Here is a 14,905-nt window from a genome sequence, read left to right on the forward strand (position 1 = left end):
AATGGAAAATAACCACGAGTCGACACCTCACGACAAAGTTCGCCCGCACGTCGCCCTCGCATCCTCACCCTCACCACGACACAAAAAAAGCAACCCCGCACCAATACGGGATCGCTCTCACTTCAATCGTACCTGTTTATTCGTTTATGGGTTCAATCGATAGTCTCAGCTGCTCTTCAAACTGTGCGGCGTGATCATGTTTTTGCTCGGCATCCCAGCCCAATTTATCAGCCATGCAGCTGATGACGTTGTCCTTCCATTTGTATACCGTATCGATGTCAAAGTATAAAGCGGAGATACGGCGGATCAAGAAGTCTGATGGTGTTGAAGCCATCTCGTAATCGAGTGCATAGAGAAGAGATGCGTATAAGCTCTTTGGCAAGTTATATTTTTTCGCTTCTTCCCCTTGATCTTTCATCAATCCATAGACGATATCAATATTCGTTCCATAACGCTGAACCAGTTCTTTTGCTTTTGCTTCATCAAGCCCTAATGCAAGACCTTCTTGGACTTTCGTACGTAAAAAGTCTCCGAAGTTTTCGCTTCCGCCCATTTTACCGCCTGAGAGTTCCAGATGCTGCGTTCTGCAATGGGGGAACTTTGCACCTTCTTCGTCTCTTAACTGATCACGTACGATATCGACTACTTTTTCCGCCATTTTGCGGTAGCCTGTAAGCTTTCCGCCAGCGATCGTCAATAAACCGGATGGAGAGTGAAAGACTTCATCTTTTCTTGAAATTTCAGATGGACCTTTTTTCGGTTCGTGAATCAACGGACGTAATCCTGACCAAGAAGATTCAACATCATCACGGGTAATCTTCACTTCTGGGAACATGAAAGAGATCGTGTTCAGGACATAATTCAGATCTTCCTCTGTCATACCAGGATTTGCGAGGTCTCCTTTATAATCAGTATCTGTTGTTCCTACATATGTTTTGCCCGCTCTTGGGATCGCAAATACCATTCGGCCATCTTCTGTGTCGTAATATACCGCCTGTTTGAGCGGGAACTTCGACTGGTCGATCACGAGGTGGATTCCTTTTGTATGATGGATCTCCTTTCCTGTTTTCGAACGGTCTTCTTCGCGGAGTTCATCCACCCAAGGACCCGTGGCGTTCACGATCTTCTTCGCATAGATCTCATGCACTTCGCCAGTGAGCTGATCTTCAACTTTTACACCGACTGCTCTTTTTCCGTCATAGATAAAACCGGTCACTTTCGAATAGTTCACGGCAGAGGCACCCCGATCAACTGCTTCCTTCATGATCTCAAGTGTCAATCGTGCATCATCCGTCTTATATTCTACATAATAGCCGCCGCCTTGAAGTCCGCTCTTTTTCAATAATGGCTCACGTTTCAATGTTTCTGTTGCAGAGAGCATCTTTCTGCGTTCATTCTTTTTTACTCCCGCTAAAAAATCATAGACTTTTAATCCGATCGATGTTGAGAATTTACCGAACGTTCCATTTTTGTAGATCGGAAGAAGCATCCATTCGGGTGTTGTTACATGCGGGGCGTTCTCATAAACGATCGCACGCTCTTTCCCGACTTCCGCCACGAGCTTTACTTCAAACTGTTTCAAATAGCGCAATCCGCCGTGAACGAGTTTCGTGGAACGGCTTGAGGTTCCTGCTGCAAAATCCTGCATCTCAACGAGTCCAACTTTCATTCCACGTGTCTGTGCATCGAGTAGGATGCCTGCACCCGTCACTCCGCCACCGATTACAAGCAGATCAAGCTTTTGTTTTTTCATATTTTCGATGATTGTTCCTCTATGATAGGTTGAAAATGCTGCTGTCATTTCCTTTCACTCCTTCTCCTTAGAACCGCCGGACACATAAGGCTATGGGATAGTTTTCCCGTAAAATTGCGCTGCAACACACAAATTCATGATCGGTGCGTTTTTTAACGCAAAAAAGAGACCACAAGAACCCCGCATTTGCTTACGAGGTTTTGTGGTCTCTCCTGATCTCCAACCGGTTCAATATCAACTTAGGTTTAGTATAACGTAAATATAAACTTTTTCAAAGGGTTATGCTTTCGGTTTATAAGCAATTGTCGCTTCCACAGCCTTTTTCCAGCCATCATAAAGTTCAGTACGCTCTTCTTCTTTCATGTTTACGTCGAAATCCTTGTCCACTTTCCACTTTTCTGCGATCTCTTGACGGTCGCGCCAGAAACCTACTGCAAGACCTGCCAGATAGGCTGCACCGAGTGCTGTTGTCTCATTGATCTTGGGACGTTCGACCGGTACATTTAAAATATCGCTCTGGAACTGCATCAAGAAGTTATTCTTAACTGCACCGCCATCTACACGCAGCTTCTTCAGCTCGATGCCAGAGTCTGCTTCCATCGCCGTTAGTACGTCTCTCGTCTGATAAGCGAGGGACTCTAGAGTGGCACGAATGAAGTGCTCTTTCTCTGTACCGCGCGTCAATCCGAAGATCGCTCCCCGTGCTTCTGAATCCCAGTACGGTGTGCCGAGTCCTACGAATGCTGGCACGACATAGACCCCGTCAGTTGATGGGACGCGTGCAGCATAATCTTCACTGTCTGCTGCATCTTTCAGCATGCGCAAACCGTCCCGTAGCCATTGAATGGCAGATCCCGCTACAAAAATACTTCCTTCTAACGCGTATTCTACTTTTCCGTCGATTCCCCATGCGATGGTTGTGAGAAGCCCGTGTTCAGAAGGGACTGCCTTCTCCCCCGTGTTCATGAGCATGAAGCATCCTGTGCCGTACGTGTTCTTCGCCAATCCTTTTTCATAGCATGCTTGTCCGAAAAGTGCCGCTTGCTGGTCGCCGGCGATCCCTGCGATCGGAATGTTTTGGCCGAAGAAATGATAGTCGACCGTTTCCCCATAAACTTCCGAAGAGGATTTTACTTCTGGAAGCATCGATTTTGGAACACCTAAAATGTCGAGCAATTCGTCGTCCCATTTCAAATCATAGATGTTGTACATCAGCGTGCGTGATGCGTTTGAATAATCGGTGACGTGTGCCTTGCCGCCTGTTAGTTTCCAAACGAGCCATGTATCGATCGTCCCGAATAGAAGGTCGCCTTTTTCAGCTTTTTCTCTTGCCCCTTCAACATTATCCAGAATCCATTTTACTTTTGTGCCTGAAAAATAAGCATCGATTAATAATCCGGTTTTATCACGGAACTTATCATTCAGCCCTTGTGCCTTCAGTTCATCACAAATTTCAGCCGTCTGGCGTGATTGCCAAACGATCGCATGGTGGATAGGTTTTCCTGTTGTCTTATCCCACACAACCGTCGTTTCACGCTGATTCGTAATCCCGATCGCTGCAATCTCAGCAGGATCTGTATCTGTTTTATGAAGCACTTCTGCAACAACCGCTAAGATCGTTCCCCAGATTTCTTGTGCGTCATGTTCTACCCAGCCTGGCTTCGGAAAATGCTGTTTGAATTCCTTTTGCGAAATATCCACGATTTCTCCAGCTTGGTCGAAAAGTATGGCTCTCGAACTTGTTGTTCCTTGGTCGAGTGCGATAATATATTTTTTTGCCATTTCAAAAACCCTCCCGAGTGTCATTTTTGTCTATTAGTTTTCGATTCTATCTCCGTGCGGTAAGGCATGTGTTCCTTTTTGCCCCAACATGAACGTGATGCCGAATATTCCGATACACACGATCGTCCAGATCCAAAATAGTGAAGTGACTTTACCGGTGAAAACCGCTTGATAGAACAACGCTCCGAATACTCCGCCAAGGACTGGGCCTGCAACTGGAATCCATGCATACGTCCAATTTGAACCGCCTTTTCCTGGAATCGGCAAGATCGCGTGTGCGATCCTTGGTCCTAAATCACGTGCAGGATTGATCGCATAGCCAGTAGGGCCGCCGAGTGATAGCCCGATGGCAACGATCAAGAAACCGACGATCAGCGGATTGAGTCCTTCTGAAAATTTATTCGCTCCGATCGATAATAATCCTACCAACAAAACGGCGGTTCCGATAAATTCGGAGAGTAAATTCGAAAATGTGTGCGGAATCGCCGGGTCGGTTGAGAAGACGCCGAGCTTTACCGCTTTATCTTTTGTCGCTTTCCAATGGGGCAGGAAGTGGAAGTACACCACGATTCCACCAAGCATTCCGCCGATTACTTGAGCGGTGATGTACATTGGTACATCGCTCCAAGCAAATTCCCCAATTGCAGCAAATCCGAGTGTTACAGCTGGGTTGACGTGCGCTCCGCTGAAGTTTCCGACCGCATAAACCGCCATCGCTACAGCAAGTCCCCACGCTAATGAAACAACAATCCACCCGCCGTCTTGTGCCTTTGATTTATTCAAGGACACATTCGCAACAACGCCTCCTCCAAATATGATCAAGATCATCGTGCCGACCAGTTCTGCCATAAATGTAGACATCCCTTTTTCCTCCTTTATGCTAAAAGACAAGATGTTTTTGTGTGATAGCTTTTTGTACCGTGATGGAAAGAACAAAAAAAGACCCAGCAAAAGATACTTATAGTGGTCGCTATAAGTTACCCTTTGTGGATCTCCATGTTCTCCGTCACGTTTATGAACTTGTCTTTATTATAGCAAGGATGTAAACGTTGTCAAATGTTATATGGAAAAAGAATTAAATCCACAATTCTGGATTGGAAGTCGTTACCGCTTCCGCTCCTGCCTCTAGGGCTTGGAGGACATTTTCTTTCGTTCGGATCAGCCCGCCGGCAATGATGGGTATTTGTGCTTGCTCTCTCACTTCATTTATAATTTCCGGCATAATCCCAGGTAAAACCTCTAAATAATCGGGCTGGGCACGTTCGATTACTTTATAACTTGTTTCGAGTGCCAGTGAATCTAATAAAAACAAACGCTGAACCGCGATCATGTTTCTCTTTTTCGCCCGGATGATACAGTTTGAGCGAGTTGAAATAATCCCCGCTGGTTTCATTTCCTGAGCTAAAAAATCTACAGCATACTCATTTGCTTTCAGACCATTGATCAGATCCAAATGGATGAGCACTTTCTTTTTTCGTTCATTTGCCATGGAAATCATAAATTTCAGCTGGCTGATATGGGTATCTAAACAAACGATGTATGTATATTTACTCTTTAACAGCTTCTCAAAATCCTTCATCTTTCTGGCTGCGGGTAACACTCTTTGACCGTGAAAGCTCATCGTGCACACTCCTCTAATCTTTCTTATCATTATCATTTAGTCTGTTTTTTATTGGTTGATCGCCCTTTTTTATATTCTGTGATAATAACACATACCAACTCCAGCGGACGAGCATTTAATGTAGTGTAGCTTAAACGAAGCAGTACTTTCCTGTAAGGAGATGATATTCATGCTCAAAAAACACACAAAAAATTTATTCTCTCCTTATAGACGTTTTCCGGAACCTTTTGGAGACGAAGTAACAGAAACGGTTGTGAAACAAGAAGCGTTAACGGTTTCTAAGGAAAACGGATGTGACAGCTACTTTAAGCTAATAGACGATTTGCCAACTGTTTTCGGCAGATCGTAAAAATCACCCTTCCCCAAAATAGTTATTTTCATTTCAAACCCTCATCCACCCTTGTCCACCTCAAAAAATAGGGGCTGATTCGAAAGGTCATGTTACGTGTCCTTTTGGGTCAGCCCCTCCCTTATTTAAAGCTTCAATGATGAGTTTAAAAAATGGTAGTAACATGTACTTTTTTGAGAGGATGGCTGACTAACGTCAGCCTCTTTTTTTGGATTAAGGTCTCTATGTAGATTTCACGGTACGTGTTTTTTTATTCTGTTACACGTTCGCTCAAGATGCCCCACTTTTCGCTCAAAACTCTTGAGTTACGCTCAGAATCGCCGAGTTACGCTCAAAATTCTTGATCTTCGCTCAGAATGGGTAACTTTTCGCTCAACCTTGCTGATTCGTGTCTTACTTTGCATTAAAAAAAGGCCTGAACTCAAAAGTTGTTACACTTTCGAGTTCAAGCCCCTTAAATTAACGCTTTGCTGCAACGTCGATACGGTTGATCGCACGTTTAAGTGCAAATTCCGCACGGGTTGCGTCTACGTTATCTTGCTTGTTATCAGCAAGACGCTTCTCGGCACGTTCTTTTGCTGCACGTGCACGATCCACTTCGATATCGCCAGCAATTTCAGCAGCTTCTGCTAAAATTGTGACTTTTTCAGGTCGCACTTCAATAAATCCACCGCTAACGGCCACGTATTGTGTTTTCCCATCAACGTCGTGAACACGCACGGCGCTGATCGTTAAAGGAGCTACAAGAGGGATATGGCCTGGAAGAACTCCAAGCTCCCCGCTTTTTGCTTTCGCGCTGACCATTTTCGCATTTCCTTCAAACACAGGACCATCAGGGGTTACTACGCTGACTTGAATGGTTTTCATCCAATCTTACCCCTTTCAGGCATTAGGCCAAAGTTTTTGCTTTTTCAATAGCATCCTCAATAGAGCCTACGAGATGGAACGCTGATTCCGGTAGATCATCGTATTTTCCTTCAAGGATTTCTTTGAATCCACGAACTGTTTCTTTAACAGGAACGTAAGAACCTTTTTGTCCTGTAAATTGTTCTGCAACGTGGAAGTTTTGAGATAAGAAGAACTGGATACGGCGCGCACGGTGTACGACTAGCTTGTCATCTTCAGAAAGCTCGTCCATACCAAGGATCGCGATGATATCTTGAAGTTCTTTGTAACGTTGTAAAGTTGCCTGAACTTTACGTGCTACTTCATAGTGTTCTTCTCCAACGATCTCAGGAGAAAGGGCACGGGAAGTTGAAGCTAGTGGATCTACCGCTGGATAGATACCCATAGCTGTTAGTTTACGTTCAAGGTTAGTTGTTGCATCCAAGTGAGCGAACGCTGTAGCTGGAGCCGGATCCGTGTAGTCATCGGCTGGTACATAGATCGCTTGGATCGATGTTACTGAACCTTTTTTCGTAGATGTGATACGTTCTTGCAGCTGACCCATCTCCGTTGCTAGAGTCGGCTGGTAACCTACCGCTGATGGCATACGGCCAAGAAGGGCAGATACTTCAGAACCTGCTTGTGTGAAACGGAAGATGTTATCTACGAAGAAAAGAACGTCTTGTCCTTCTTCATCACGGAAGAATTCAGCCATTGTAAGTCCAGAAAGTGCGATACGTGCACGTGCTCCTGGGGGCTCGTTCATTTGACCGAATACCATTGCCGTTTTGCTGATAACACCAGAGTCGCTCATCTCGTGGTAAAGGTCATTTCCTTCACGAGTACGCTCACCAACACCTGCGAATACGGAGATCCCCCCGTGCTCTTGTGCGATGTTGTTGATTAGCTCCTGGATAAGAACGGTTTTACCTACACCCGCACCACCGAAAAGACCGATTTTTCCACCTTTTACGTATGGAGCGATAAGGTCAACTACCTTGATTCCTGTTTCTAGAATCTCAGTTTTTGTTGTTAATTCTTCAAAAGCAGGTGCTGAACGGTGGATTGGGTCACGGCGAACATCTGCCGGTACATCCTCACCAAGGTCAATTGGATCACCTGTTACGTTAAATACACGTCCAAGTGTTGCATCACCTACTGGTACTGAAATCGGTTTGCCTGAGTCAACGATTTCCATCCCACGAACAAGACCATCCGTTGAATCCATCGCGATTGTACGAACCATGTTATCACCAAGGTGAAGTGCTACTTCTAGTGTTAAATCAACACCCTCAGCGTTAACAGTTAAAGCGTTAAGCAATTCTGGAAGCTGGCCTTCAAACTTTACGTCAACGACCGGTCCAAGAATTTGAGTAATATAGCCTTTATTCATCGGTTTCCCTCCTATCTTACTTTGCACATGATGCACATTGAATCAACGATTAAAAAAGTTCTATTCAAGTGCTGCTACACCGCCGACGATTTCCGTAATTTCCTGAGTAATAGCTGCTTGACGCTCACGGTTGTATGAAAGTGTCAATTGGCCGATCAGTTCATTAGCGTTATCCGTTGCATTTCTCATCGCAGTCATACGAGAAGCATGCTCGGCTGCTTTCGCATCAAGTAAAGCACCATAAATCAAGCTCTCTGCATATTGAGGAAGAAGCACTTCAAGGATCTCATCCTCTGAAGGTTCATACTCATAAGAAGATTTTGATTTCGTTTCAGCGATATCTGATAACGGAAGAAGCTTCTTCTCCGTCAGATCGCTCTGAATGGCACTTACAAAATGGTTGTAATACATGTAAAGCTCATCAAACGTACCGTCTGCATAAAGGTTGACTGCCTTTGATGCGATCGCCTTAATCTCAGCAAAAGATGGCTGGTCTGCCACACCTGTGATGCTGTCGATGATAGGCATCTTACGGCTTTTGAAAAAGTTTACCCCGACTTTACCGATAACGATCAAAGCGTACTCATCAGATGACTTATGACGCTGTTGAATCGTACGATAAACGTGACGTAGAACATTTGAGTTATAAGCTCCTGCCAATCCACGGTCGGCTGTAACGACGAAGTAACCCGTCTTCTTCACCGGACGCGTTAAAAGCATGGAATGTTTCGCGTTGCTTCCAGACGCAATGCTTCCAACCACTTCCTGGATCTTATCCACGTAAGGGCCGAAAGATTTTGCATTCTGCTCCGCACGGTTTAGCTTTGCAGCTGAAACCATCTCCATCGCTTTCGTGATTTGCATCGTCTTTTTCGTAGAATCTATTCTAGCTTTTATGTCTCTTAATGCCATTCAATTTCACCACCTTTATAGCGGAGGTTTAAAATTCTGGTTAATCCATCCTTTTAAACAAACCTTTTTAGTAAGCTGGTTGCAGGGTGCGTAACGTTACGCACCGCTGCTTTTAGGTCTTTATCTATAAAACTTACGCGAATGTCTTTTTGAATGCTTTGATCGCTTCGTCTAAGCTGTCGTCAGTAGGAAGTTTACCAGTTGTCTTGATTGCATCAAGAACATCTTTAGAGTTTGCTTCCATGTGTGCGTAAAGCGCTTCTTCAAAGCGGTTTACTTCTTCAACAGGTACATCATCGATGTATCCGCGAGTCAATGCATAAAGGATCGCAACTTGGTGTTCAACTTTTAGCGGCTTGTGAAGTCCTTGCTTAAGTACTTCTACAGTACGTGCACCACGGTTAAGTTTCGCTTGAGTTGCTTTATCAAGGTCAGATCCGAACTGAGCGAACGCTTCAAGTTCACGGTATGAAGCAAGATCTAGACGAAGTGTACCAGATACTTTGCTCATCGCTTTGATCTGTGCCGCTCCCCCTACACGAGATACGGAGATACCTGCGTTGATCGCCGGACGAACACCGGAGAAGAACAAGTCAGATTGTAAGAAGATCTGTCCGTCTGTAATAGAGATAACGTTTGTTGGGATATATGCAGATACGTCAGATGCTTGCGTTTCAATGAACGGAAGCGCTGTGATGGATCCGCCACCCAAATCGTCGTTTAACTTCGCTGCACGCTCAAGTAGACGTGAGTGAAGGTAGAAAACGTCCCCTGGATAAGCTTCGCGGCCTGGAGGACGGCGAAGTAGCAAGGAAAGTTCACGGTATGCAGCAGCTTGCTTAGAAAGATCATCATAGATGATCAATACGTGCTTGCCAGCCCACATGAATTCTTCAGCCATAGATACTCCAGAGTAAGGAGCAAGGAACAACATGGGTGCAGGTTGAGAAGCTGATGCTGATACAACGATTGTGTAATCAAGCGCTCCGTGTGTACGAAGTGTTTCTACAACGCCCGCAACTGTTGATTCTTTTTGTCCGATCGCTACATAGATACAGATCATATCTTGATCTTTTTGGTTGATGATCGTATCGATCGCTACTGCTGTTTTACCTGTTTGACGGTCACCGATGATAAGCTCACGCTGTCCGCGTCCGATTGGCACAAGTGCGTCAATCGCTTTAATACCAGTTTGAAGCGGCTCATGTACTGATTTACGAGCCATGACACCTGGTGCTTTTTGCTCGATCGGGCGAGTTTTTGTAGTCGCAACTGGACCTTTGCCGTCGATCGGCTGTCCAAGAGGGTTAACGACACGACCAAGAAGCTCTTCACCTACAGGAACTTCCATGATACGTCCTGTACGTTTAACTTCGTCACCTTCACGAATTTCTTGGTATGGCCCAAGAATGATGATACCTACGTTGTTTTCCTCAAGGTTTTGGGCCATACCCATTACCCCGTTAGAAAATTCAACAAGCTCACCAGCCATTACGTTATCTAATCCATGGGCACGGGCAATACCGTCACCGACCTGGATAACTGTACCCACATCATTTACTTCGATCTCAGATTGATAGTTTTCAATCTGCTTTTTTATTAAAGCACTGATTTCTTCAGCTTTAATGCTCATGAATTTCACCCCTATCCTCTCAGCTTCCGTTAGAAGCTAATTGACGTTCCATTCGATTCAACTTTCCGCTGATGCTTCCGTCAAAAATACGGTTGCCAATGCGGATCTTAATACCTCCAACTAATGAAGGATCTACCATATTATTAATGCGCAACGCTTTTTTGCCGACTCGGGCAGCAAACGTTTGCTCCAACTTCTGTATCTCTGTTTCTGATAAAGGACGTACAGAGTATACATTCGCGTCGGCAATGCCTTGTGCCTCATTTGCTAATTCAATGAACTGCGCTGCCATCTCTGTGATGTATGTGTAACGGTTGCGGTCTACCATCAGATAGATCGTGTTCATTACAGCAGCAGAAAGGTCAGCTCCAATGCTCTCTTTGATCAATTCTTTCTTTTGATCCTTAGATACTTTCGGATGTGCTAAAACTTTTTGAAGATCTTTGTTCATCTCCAGAACGTTTTTTACAAGACGCAATTCTGAAACGGTTTCTTCAAGTTTCGTAACTCCAACTACTTCAAATAGTGCTAATGCATAACGTTTTGCTACGATTGCTTGATCTTTGCTCATCGAGACTCGCCTACCTCTTGAAGGTATTCGTTAATGAGCTTCTCCTGAGAGCTTTCATCAAGTTCTTTTGCAATAACTTTAGAAGCGATCTTAACGGATAGAGTAGCAACTTCCTGACGAAGTGTAGCCACAGCCTTTTCTTTTTCAGAAGCGATCTCAGCTAATGCAGCTTCTTTCACACGCTCAGCTTCGTCACGGGAAGCTTTGATAATCGCTTCACCTTGAGCTTCGCCTTGCTTTTTCGCATTATCGATAATAGCTTTTGCTTCTTCACGTGCTTTCTTCAACTCTTCAACTTGAGTTTCAAGATAAGCTTTTGCTTCTTGACGGGATTTTTCAGCCGCATCAATCTCGCTGTTGATATGTGATTGGCGCTCTTTCATGATTCCCATCAACGGGCCCCATGCAAATTTACGCAATAATACTAATAGGATTAAAAATGCAGCCAGTTGGTAAAGGATATCACCTGTGTTCAGTCCTCCACCTGCAGCAGCACCTAGAATTAAGTTTTGCACACCATTTCCTCCCTTCAATCAATCATACATAAGGAATGGCGAAGGGTAGTCCCTTACGGAAACTTGCTTCGCCATTATAGAAATCGTAATAAACAGTGGTTATGATTACTCAGCGCCAAGAGCGATGAACGCGATAACTACACCGATGATTGGAAGTGCCTCAACTAATGCAACCCCGATGAACATAGTTGTTTGAAGAGTACCACGTAGTTCTGGTTGACGAGCGATTCCCTCAACTGTACGACCTACGATTAAACCGTTACCAATACCAGCACCAAGTGCCGCTAGACCTACCGCGATTGCAGCTGCAATAAGATTCATGATAAAATTTCTCCCTTCTGAATTCCCTTAAAATTTTTATGAAAATTGGCTTCTATATATAGAAGCTTGATATTTCCCGATAATTAGTGATCGTGGCTTACTTTATGAGCCAAGTAAACCATTGTCAGCATTGTGAAGATAAACGCCTGGATCGCACCGACAAAGATCGAGAACCCTTGCCATACCATCATTGGCGCCAATGCAAATACTCCTTGGAAGATACCGCTAGTACCTAATCCTGCTAATAGTCCTAAGAGCATCTCACCAGCGAAAATGTTTCCGTAAAGACGAAGACCAAGTGTCAGCGTATTTGCAAACTCCTCAATAATCTTCAACGGGAACAAGAACTTCATTGGCTTGAAAAATTCTGCACCATATTCTTTGAACCCCTTCATTCTCACACCGTAATAGTGCGAAAGCGCCACTACCATAACCGCAAGAGTCAATGTAATGGTCGGGTCTGCAGTAGGTGATTTCCACCATAAATTATGGTCGACTACTACTGCAAAAGGTAATCCCAGCATGTTGGCTACGAAAATATACATGATAAGCGTAAGTCCTAAAGCAAGAAAACGTCCGCCAGTATGCCAGTCCATCGTGCTGCCTATGATTCCTTTTACGAAATCGACTACCCATTCAAGGAAGTTTTGCATTCCTCCTGGTCGCATGGACAAAGATCGAGTAGCGAGAACCGCAATTAGGAAAACAATAACGGATGAAACTGTGATCATCATTACGTTCGACATATTGAATGTCAAACCTAGAAAATCTTTAGTAACTGCACCATGTTCCACCTATGTTCACCTCTTTTCCTTTGGAGTGCTAGAGCTTAAAGTTAGTGAATCTATTAACATGATAATGTAGACTGCCATCAATCCCACTACCACACTTAATAAATGAAAATGTTCCGGGTATTTCATCGCGATGAGCACCGCTAACCCCGCTGTTAGGAGTCTGGAAAGAGAACCGAGTGTCTTCACCTTTCTTTTCTGGATCACAGCTTGTCCCATACGTTCGATCTTGGAGTACATACTCCATAGATTGTAGAGACTGAAAACCGTACCTAGAGCCAGTCCTAAAAAGATGGTTTTGTAAGGAGTAACAGCATAACCGAGGAATAGAAGCGAGAGCAGAAACAATGTGTACTTTATGTATTTGAAAAACACTAATTTGTACTCATTCATCATTGCCCGTCCCCTGAAAACTTCGAAATTAAGCGGATCATCCCATAAACACCTGCTCCAAGACCAAGAAACAACCCGATGATGAGGAAGATTGGAAATGCGTTGCCGATGTACTCATCAAGCCATTTCCCTCCAAAAAGTCCGATCAATATGCAGCCAACCAGCTGAGAGAGAATGCCAGACATTAAAGCCATCGCTTTATAAGGGCGTTTCCCATTACTCATAAATGTGGACTCCTTCCTCCTAGGAACAGGTAATTTTTCTTAGAAAACCCTTGAAAAGACAAGAATGTAAACCTTACCATATTCCCTTTGTAAGAATACAATAGTGACATTTCTATGTCAACGACTTCCGGGACGGTTTATTAAATAAATTGTGGAAATTTTGTGGCTTGTTTTAAAGGTTTATAGTTAACATTGTGTACTATCTATTCCTCTATTTTCCATGAAATCGAATAATTCTACTCATTTGATAAATACTTACATTAAATATATGGAAGGAGCTTGGTCAAAATGAAACAAAAAGTACTCATTTTGTTCATGGTGATGGCTGTTTTTGCAACAGGATGCATGAACAACGACAAAAAACCGGTAGAAGAGTCTCGCGATATGAGAAATAATGTCGAGAACGATCGCGATAAACCATTGAACGTCCAATATAATGATCAGACACCAACGAACATGACGGAGACGAATTATGCAAAATGGGGCAAAATTGCCTTACAAGAAACAAAAAAGAAGTATCCGAACAGCCGTGTCAGTGATTATCAATATGACACGCGCAAAATAGCCCCTGATGGAACAATCACCGATTACTTTGATTTTACGGTGTTCCAAGATCATAAGAAGCACTTGGTGAAAGTTGGCGTTATGCACGATAATGAGAACCTGATCGATATAAAGTTTGAAGAAACCACTTAAGTCATGGAAGTAAGGTTGGCTGACGATCGTCAGCCTTCTTTTTTGGTTTTTTGAAGGGTTCTAGCGTTTCACGGTACGTATTCTTTTATTCTGTTACACGTTCGCTCAAGATGGGTCGGTTTTCGCTCAGAATCTCGCAGCTACGCTCAAAGATGCCCTCCTACGCTCAGAATCTTCAAGTTACGCTCAAAACATACCTACTTTCGCTCAAAAATAACTTTTCCTATTTAAATAAGTGCTTCAAATTGCTGAACAACACAAAAAAACTGACCCATCAGAGGCAATTTCACCCTCTATTGAGTCAGTTTTATCATTTTTCTGGCTTATTTTGTTCCGTACAAACGGTCACCAGCGTCGCCAAGACCTGGTACGATGTATCCGTGGTCGTTCAGCTTCTCATCTAATGCAGCCAAGAAGATATCTACATCAGGGTGCTCGTCCTGGATCACTTTTACACCTTCTGGAGCAGCAACTAAGCACATCAGCTTAATGTTCTTTGCTCCGCGGTTTTTAATAGAATTAATTGCTGCAGAAGCAGATCCACCAGTTGCCAGCATCGGATCGATCACGATAAAGTCACGCTCTTCTACGTCAGAAGGAAGCTTTACGTAATATTCGATCGGTGTTAGCGTTTCAGGATCGCGGTAAAGACCAACGTGTCCTACTTTTGCTGCTGGAATCAGTTTAAGAATACCGTCTACCATACCAAGACCGGCACGAAGGATCGGTACTAGCCCTAGTTTTTTCCCGGCGATTGTTTTCATTGTCGCTTCAGCAACAGGCGTTTTCACCGTAACTTCCTGTAAGGGAAGGTCACGCGTGATTTCAAAGGCCATCAGCCCTGCTACTTCGTCTACAAGCTCGCGAAATTCTTTTGTACCCGTTCTTTCATCTCGAATGTATGTCAATTTATGCTGAATTAACGGATGATCAAGGACATATACATTGCTCATGCTTAAAGCACCTCTCCTTTATGTAACTTTTATTGGCGTTTCTAAAAAAGCATCTCTAGCATTGTACAGAAAAACAAGATGCACTTCAAGGAAAATCAGCGGTAATGTTGCCG

Annotated in this window: 17 protein-coding genes; 2 read left to right on the forward strand and 15 right to left on the reverse strand. The window is 44.0% G+C overall.

Features of this window, described 5'->3' with window-relative positions; genetic code table 11:
* Nucleotides 1-136: 136 nt before the first annotated feature.
* The 4 genes from M3206_RS08155 to M3206_RS08170 form a co-directional block, all read right to left on the reverse strand.
* Nucleotides 137-1,801: a glycerol-3-phosphate dehydrogenase/oxidase gene (locus tag M3206_RS08155; RefSeq protein ID WP_251312024.1), complete on the reverse strand. Its 1,665-nt coding sequence runs from the start codon at nucleotides 1,799-1,801 to the stop codon at nucleotides 137-139.
* 231 nt (nucleotides 1,802-2,032) lie between these two features.
* On the reverse strand, nucleotides 2,033-3,535 hold the full coding sequence (glpK, locus tag M3206_RS08160; RefSeq protein WP_251312025.1) for a glycerol kinase GlpK: 1,503 nt from the start codon (nucleotides 3,533-3,535) through the stop codon (nucleotides 2,033-2,035).
* Nucleotides 3,536-3,568: 33 nt separating this feature from the next.
* Nucleotides 3,569-4,396, reverse strand: coding sequence for an MIP/aquaporin family protein (locus tag M3206_RS08165; RefSeq protein ID WP_251312026.1), 828 nt, complete (start codon nucleotides 4,394-4,396; stop codon nucleotides 3,569-3,571).
* 214 nt (nucleotides 4,397-4,610) lie between these two features.
* The gene (locus tag M3206_RS08170) at nucleotides 4,611-5,156 is read right to left on the reverse strand and encodes a glycerol-3-phosphate responsive antiterminator (protein ID WP_251312027.1); all 546 of its coding nucleotides are present in this window, start codon (nucleotides 5,154-5,156) and stop codon (nucleotides 4,611-4,613) included.
* A 169-nt stretch (nucleotides 5,157-5,325) separates the two neighbouring features.
* Here M3206_RS08170 and M3206_RS08175 point away from each other — a divergent pair, with 169 nt between their 5' ends.
* Nucleotides 5,326-5,505, forward strand: coding sequence for a hypothetical protein (locus M3206_RS08175; protein ID WP_251312028.1), 180 nt, complete (start codon nucleotides 5,326-5,328; stop codon nucleotides 5,503-5,505).
* A 459-nt stretch (nucleotides 5,506-5,964) separates the two neighbouring features.
* On the opposite strand, the gene M3206_RS08180 is transcribed toward M3206_RS08175, so the two are convergent.
* From M3206_RS08180 to M3206_RS08225, 10 genes are all read right to left on the reverse strand, one after another.
* Nucleotides 5,965-6,372, reverse strand: a complete 408-nt coding sequence (locus M3206_RS08180; protein WP_251312029.1) for a F0F1 ATP synthase subunit epsilon — start codon at nucleotides 6,370-6,372, stop codon at nucleotides 5,965-5,967.
* 22 nt (nucleotides 6,373-6,394) lie between these two features.
* Nucleotides 6,395-7,783, reverse strand: coding sequence for a F0F1 ATP synthase subunit beta (atpD, locus tag M3206_RS08185; protein ID WP_251312030.1), 1,389 nt, complete (start codon nucleotides 7,781-7,783; stop codon nucleotides 6,395-6,397).
* A gap of 60 nt (nucleotides 7,784-7,843) precedes the next feature.
* Complete coding sequence (gene atpG / locus M3206_RS08190; protein WP_251312031.1) at nucleotides 7,844-8,695, reverse strand: ATP synthase F1 subunit gamma; 852 nt, start codon at nucleotides 8,693-8,695, stop codon at nucleotides 7,844-7,846.
* Nucleotides 8,696-8,828: 133 nt separating this feature from the next.
* Nucleotides 8,829-10,328 carry a F0F1 ATP synthase subunit alpha gene (gene atpA, locus M3206_RS08195; protein WP_251312032.1) on the reverse strand — a complete coding sequence of 500 codons (1,500 nt, stop codon included), beginning with the start codon at nucleotides 10,326-10,328 and terminating at the stop codon, nucleotides 8,829-8,831.
* Between the two features lie 19 nt (nucleotides 10,329-10,347).
* Entirely contained in the window at nucleotides 10,348-10,899 is a 552-nt protein-coding gene (locus M3206_RS08200) for a F0F1 ATP synthase subunit delta (protein WP_251312033.1), read from the reverse strand.
* Nucleotides 10,896-11,414, reverse strand: a complete 519-nt coding sequence (gene atpF / locus M3206_RS08205) for a F0F1 ATP synthase subunit B (protein WP_251312034.1) — start codon at nucleotides 11,412-11,414, stop codon at nucleotides 10,896-10,898. Before atpF ends, M3206_RS08200 begins: the two co-directional genes overlap by 4 nt.
* Nucleotides 11,415-11,519: 105 nt before the next feature.
* The gene (gene atpE, locus M3206_RS08210) at nucleotides 11,520-11,735 is read right to left on the reverse strand and encodes a F0F1 ATP synthase subunit C (RefSeq protein WP_130293109.1); all 216 of its coding nucleotides are present in this window, start codon (nucleotides 11,733-11,735) and stop codon (nucleotides 11,520-11,522) included.
* Between the two features lie 83 nt (nucleotides 11,736-11,818).
* The gene (atpB, locus tag M3206_RS08215; protein WP_251312035.1) at nucleotides 11,819-12,529 is read right to left on the reverse strand and encodes a F0F1 ATP synthase subunit A; all 711 of its coding nucleotides are present in this window, start codon (nucleotides 12,527-12,529) and stop codon (nucleotides 11,819-11,821) included.
* A 6-nt stretch (nucleotides 12,530-12,535) separates the two neighbouring features.
* Nucleotides 12,536-12,919 (reverse strand): ATP synthase subunit I, encoded by a 384-nt coding sequence (locus M3206_RS08220; protein ID WP_251312036.1) that lies wholly within the window; start codon nucleotides 12,917-12,919, stop codon nucleotides 12,536-12,538.
* Nucleotides 12,919-13,143, reverse strand: a complete 225-nt coding sequence (locus M3206_RS08225) for an AtpZ/AtpI family protein (RefSeq protein ID WP_251312037.1) — start codon at nucleotides 13,141-13,143, stop codon at nucleotides 12,919-12,921. Before M3206_RS08225 ends, M3206_RS08220 begins: the two co-directional genes overlap by 1 nt.
* A 288-nt stretch (nucleotides 13,144-13,431) precedes the next feature.
* On the opposite strand from M3206_RS08225, the gene M3206_RS08230 reads away from it, so the two are divergent.
* On the forward strand, nucleotides 13,432-13,839 hold the full coding sequence (locus tag M3206_RS08230) for a DUF3889 domain-containing protein (RefSeq protein WP_251312038.1): 408 nt from the start codon (nucleotides 13,432-13,434) through the stop codon (nucleotides 13,837-13,839).
* Between the two features lie 323 nt (nucleotides 13,840-14,162).
* Here M3206_RS08230 and upp read toward each other — a convergent pair whose 3' ends face one another.
* Nucleotides 14,163-14,792 carry a uracil phosphoribosyltransferase gene (gene upp, locus M3206_RS08235; protein WP_251312039.1) on the reverse strand — a complete coding sequence of 210 codons (630 nt, stop codon included), beginning with the start codon at nucleotides 14,790-14,792 and terminating at the stop codon, nucleotides 14,163-14,165.
* Nucleotides 14,793-14,905: the final 113 nt, after the last annotated feature.

The organism is Fictibacillus phosphorivorans (assembly GCF_023715845.1).
GTDB lineage: Bacteria > Bacillota > Bacilli > Bacillales > Fictibacillaceae > Fictibacillus > Fictibacillus phosphorivorans_D.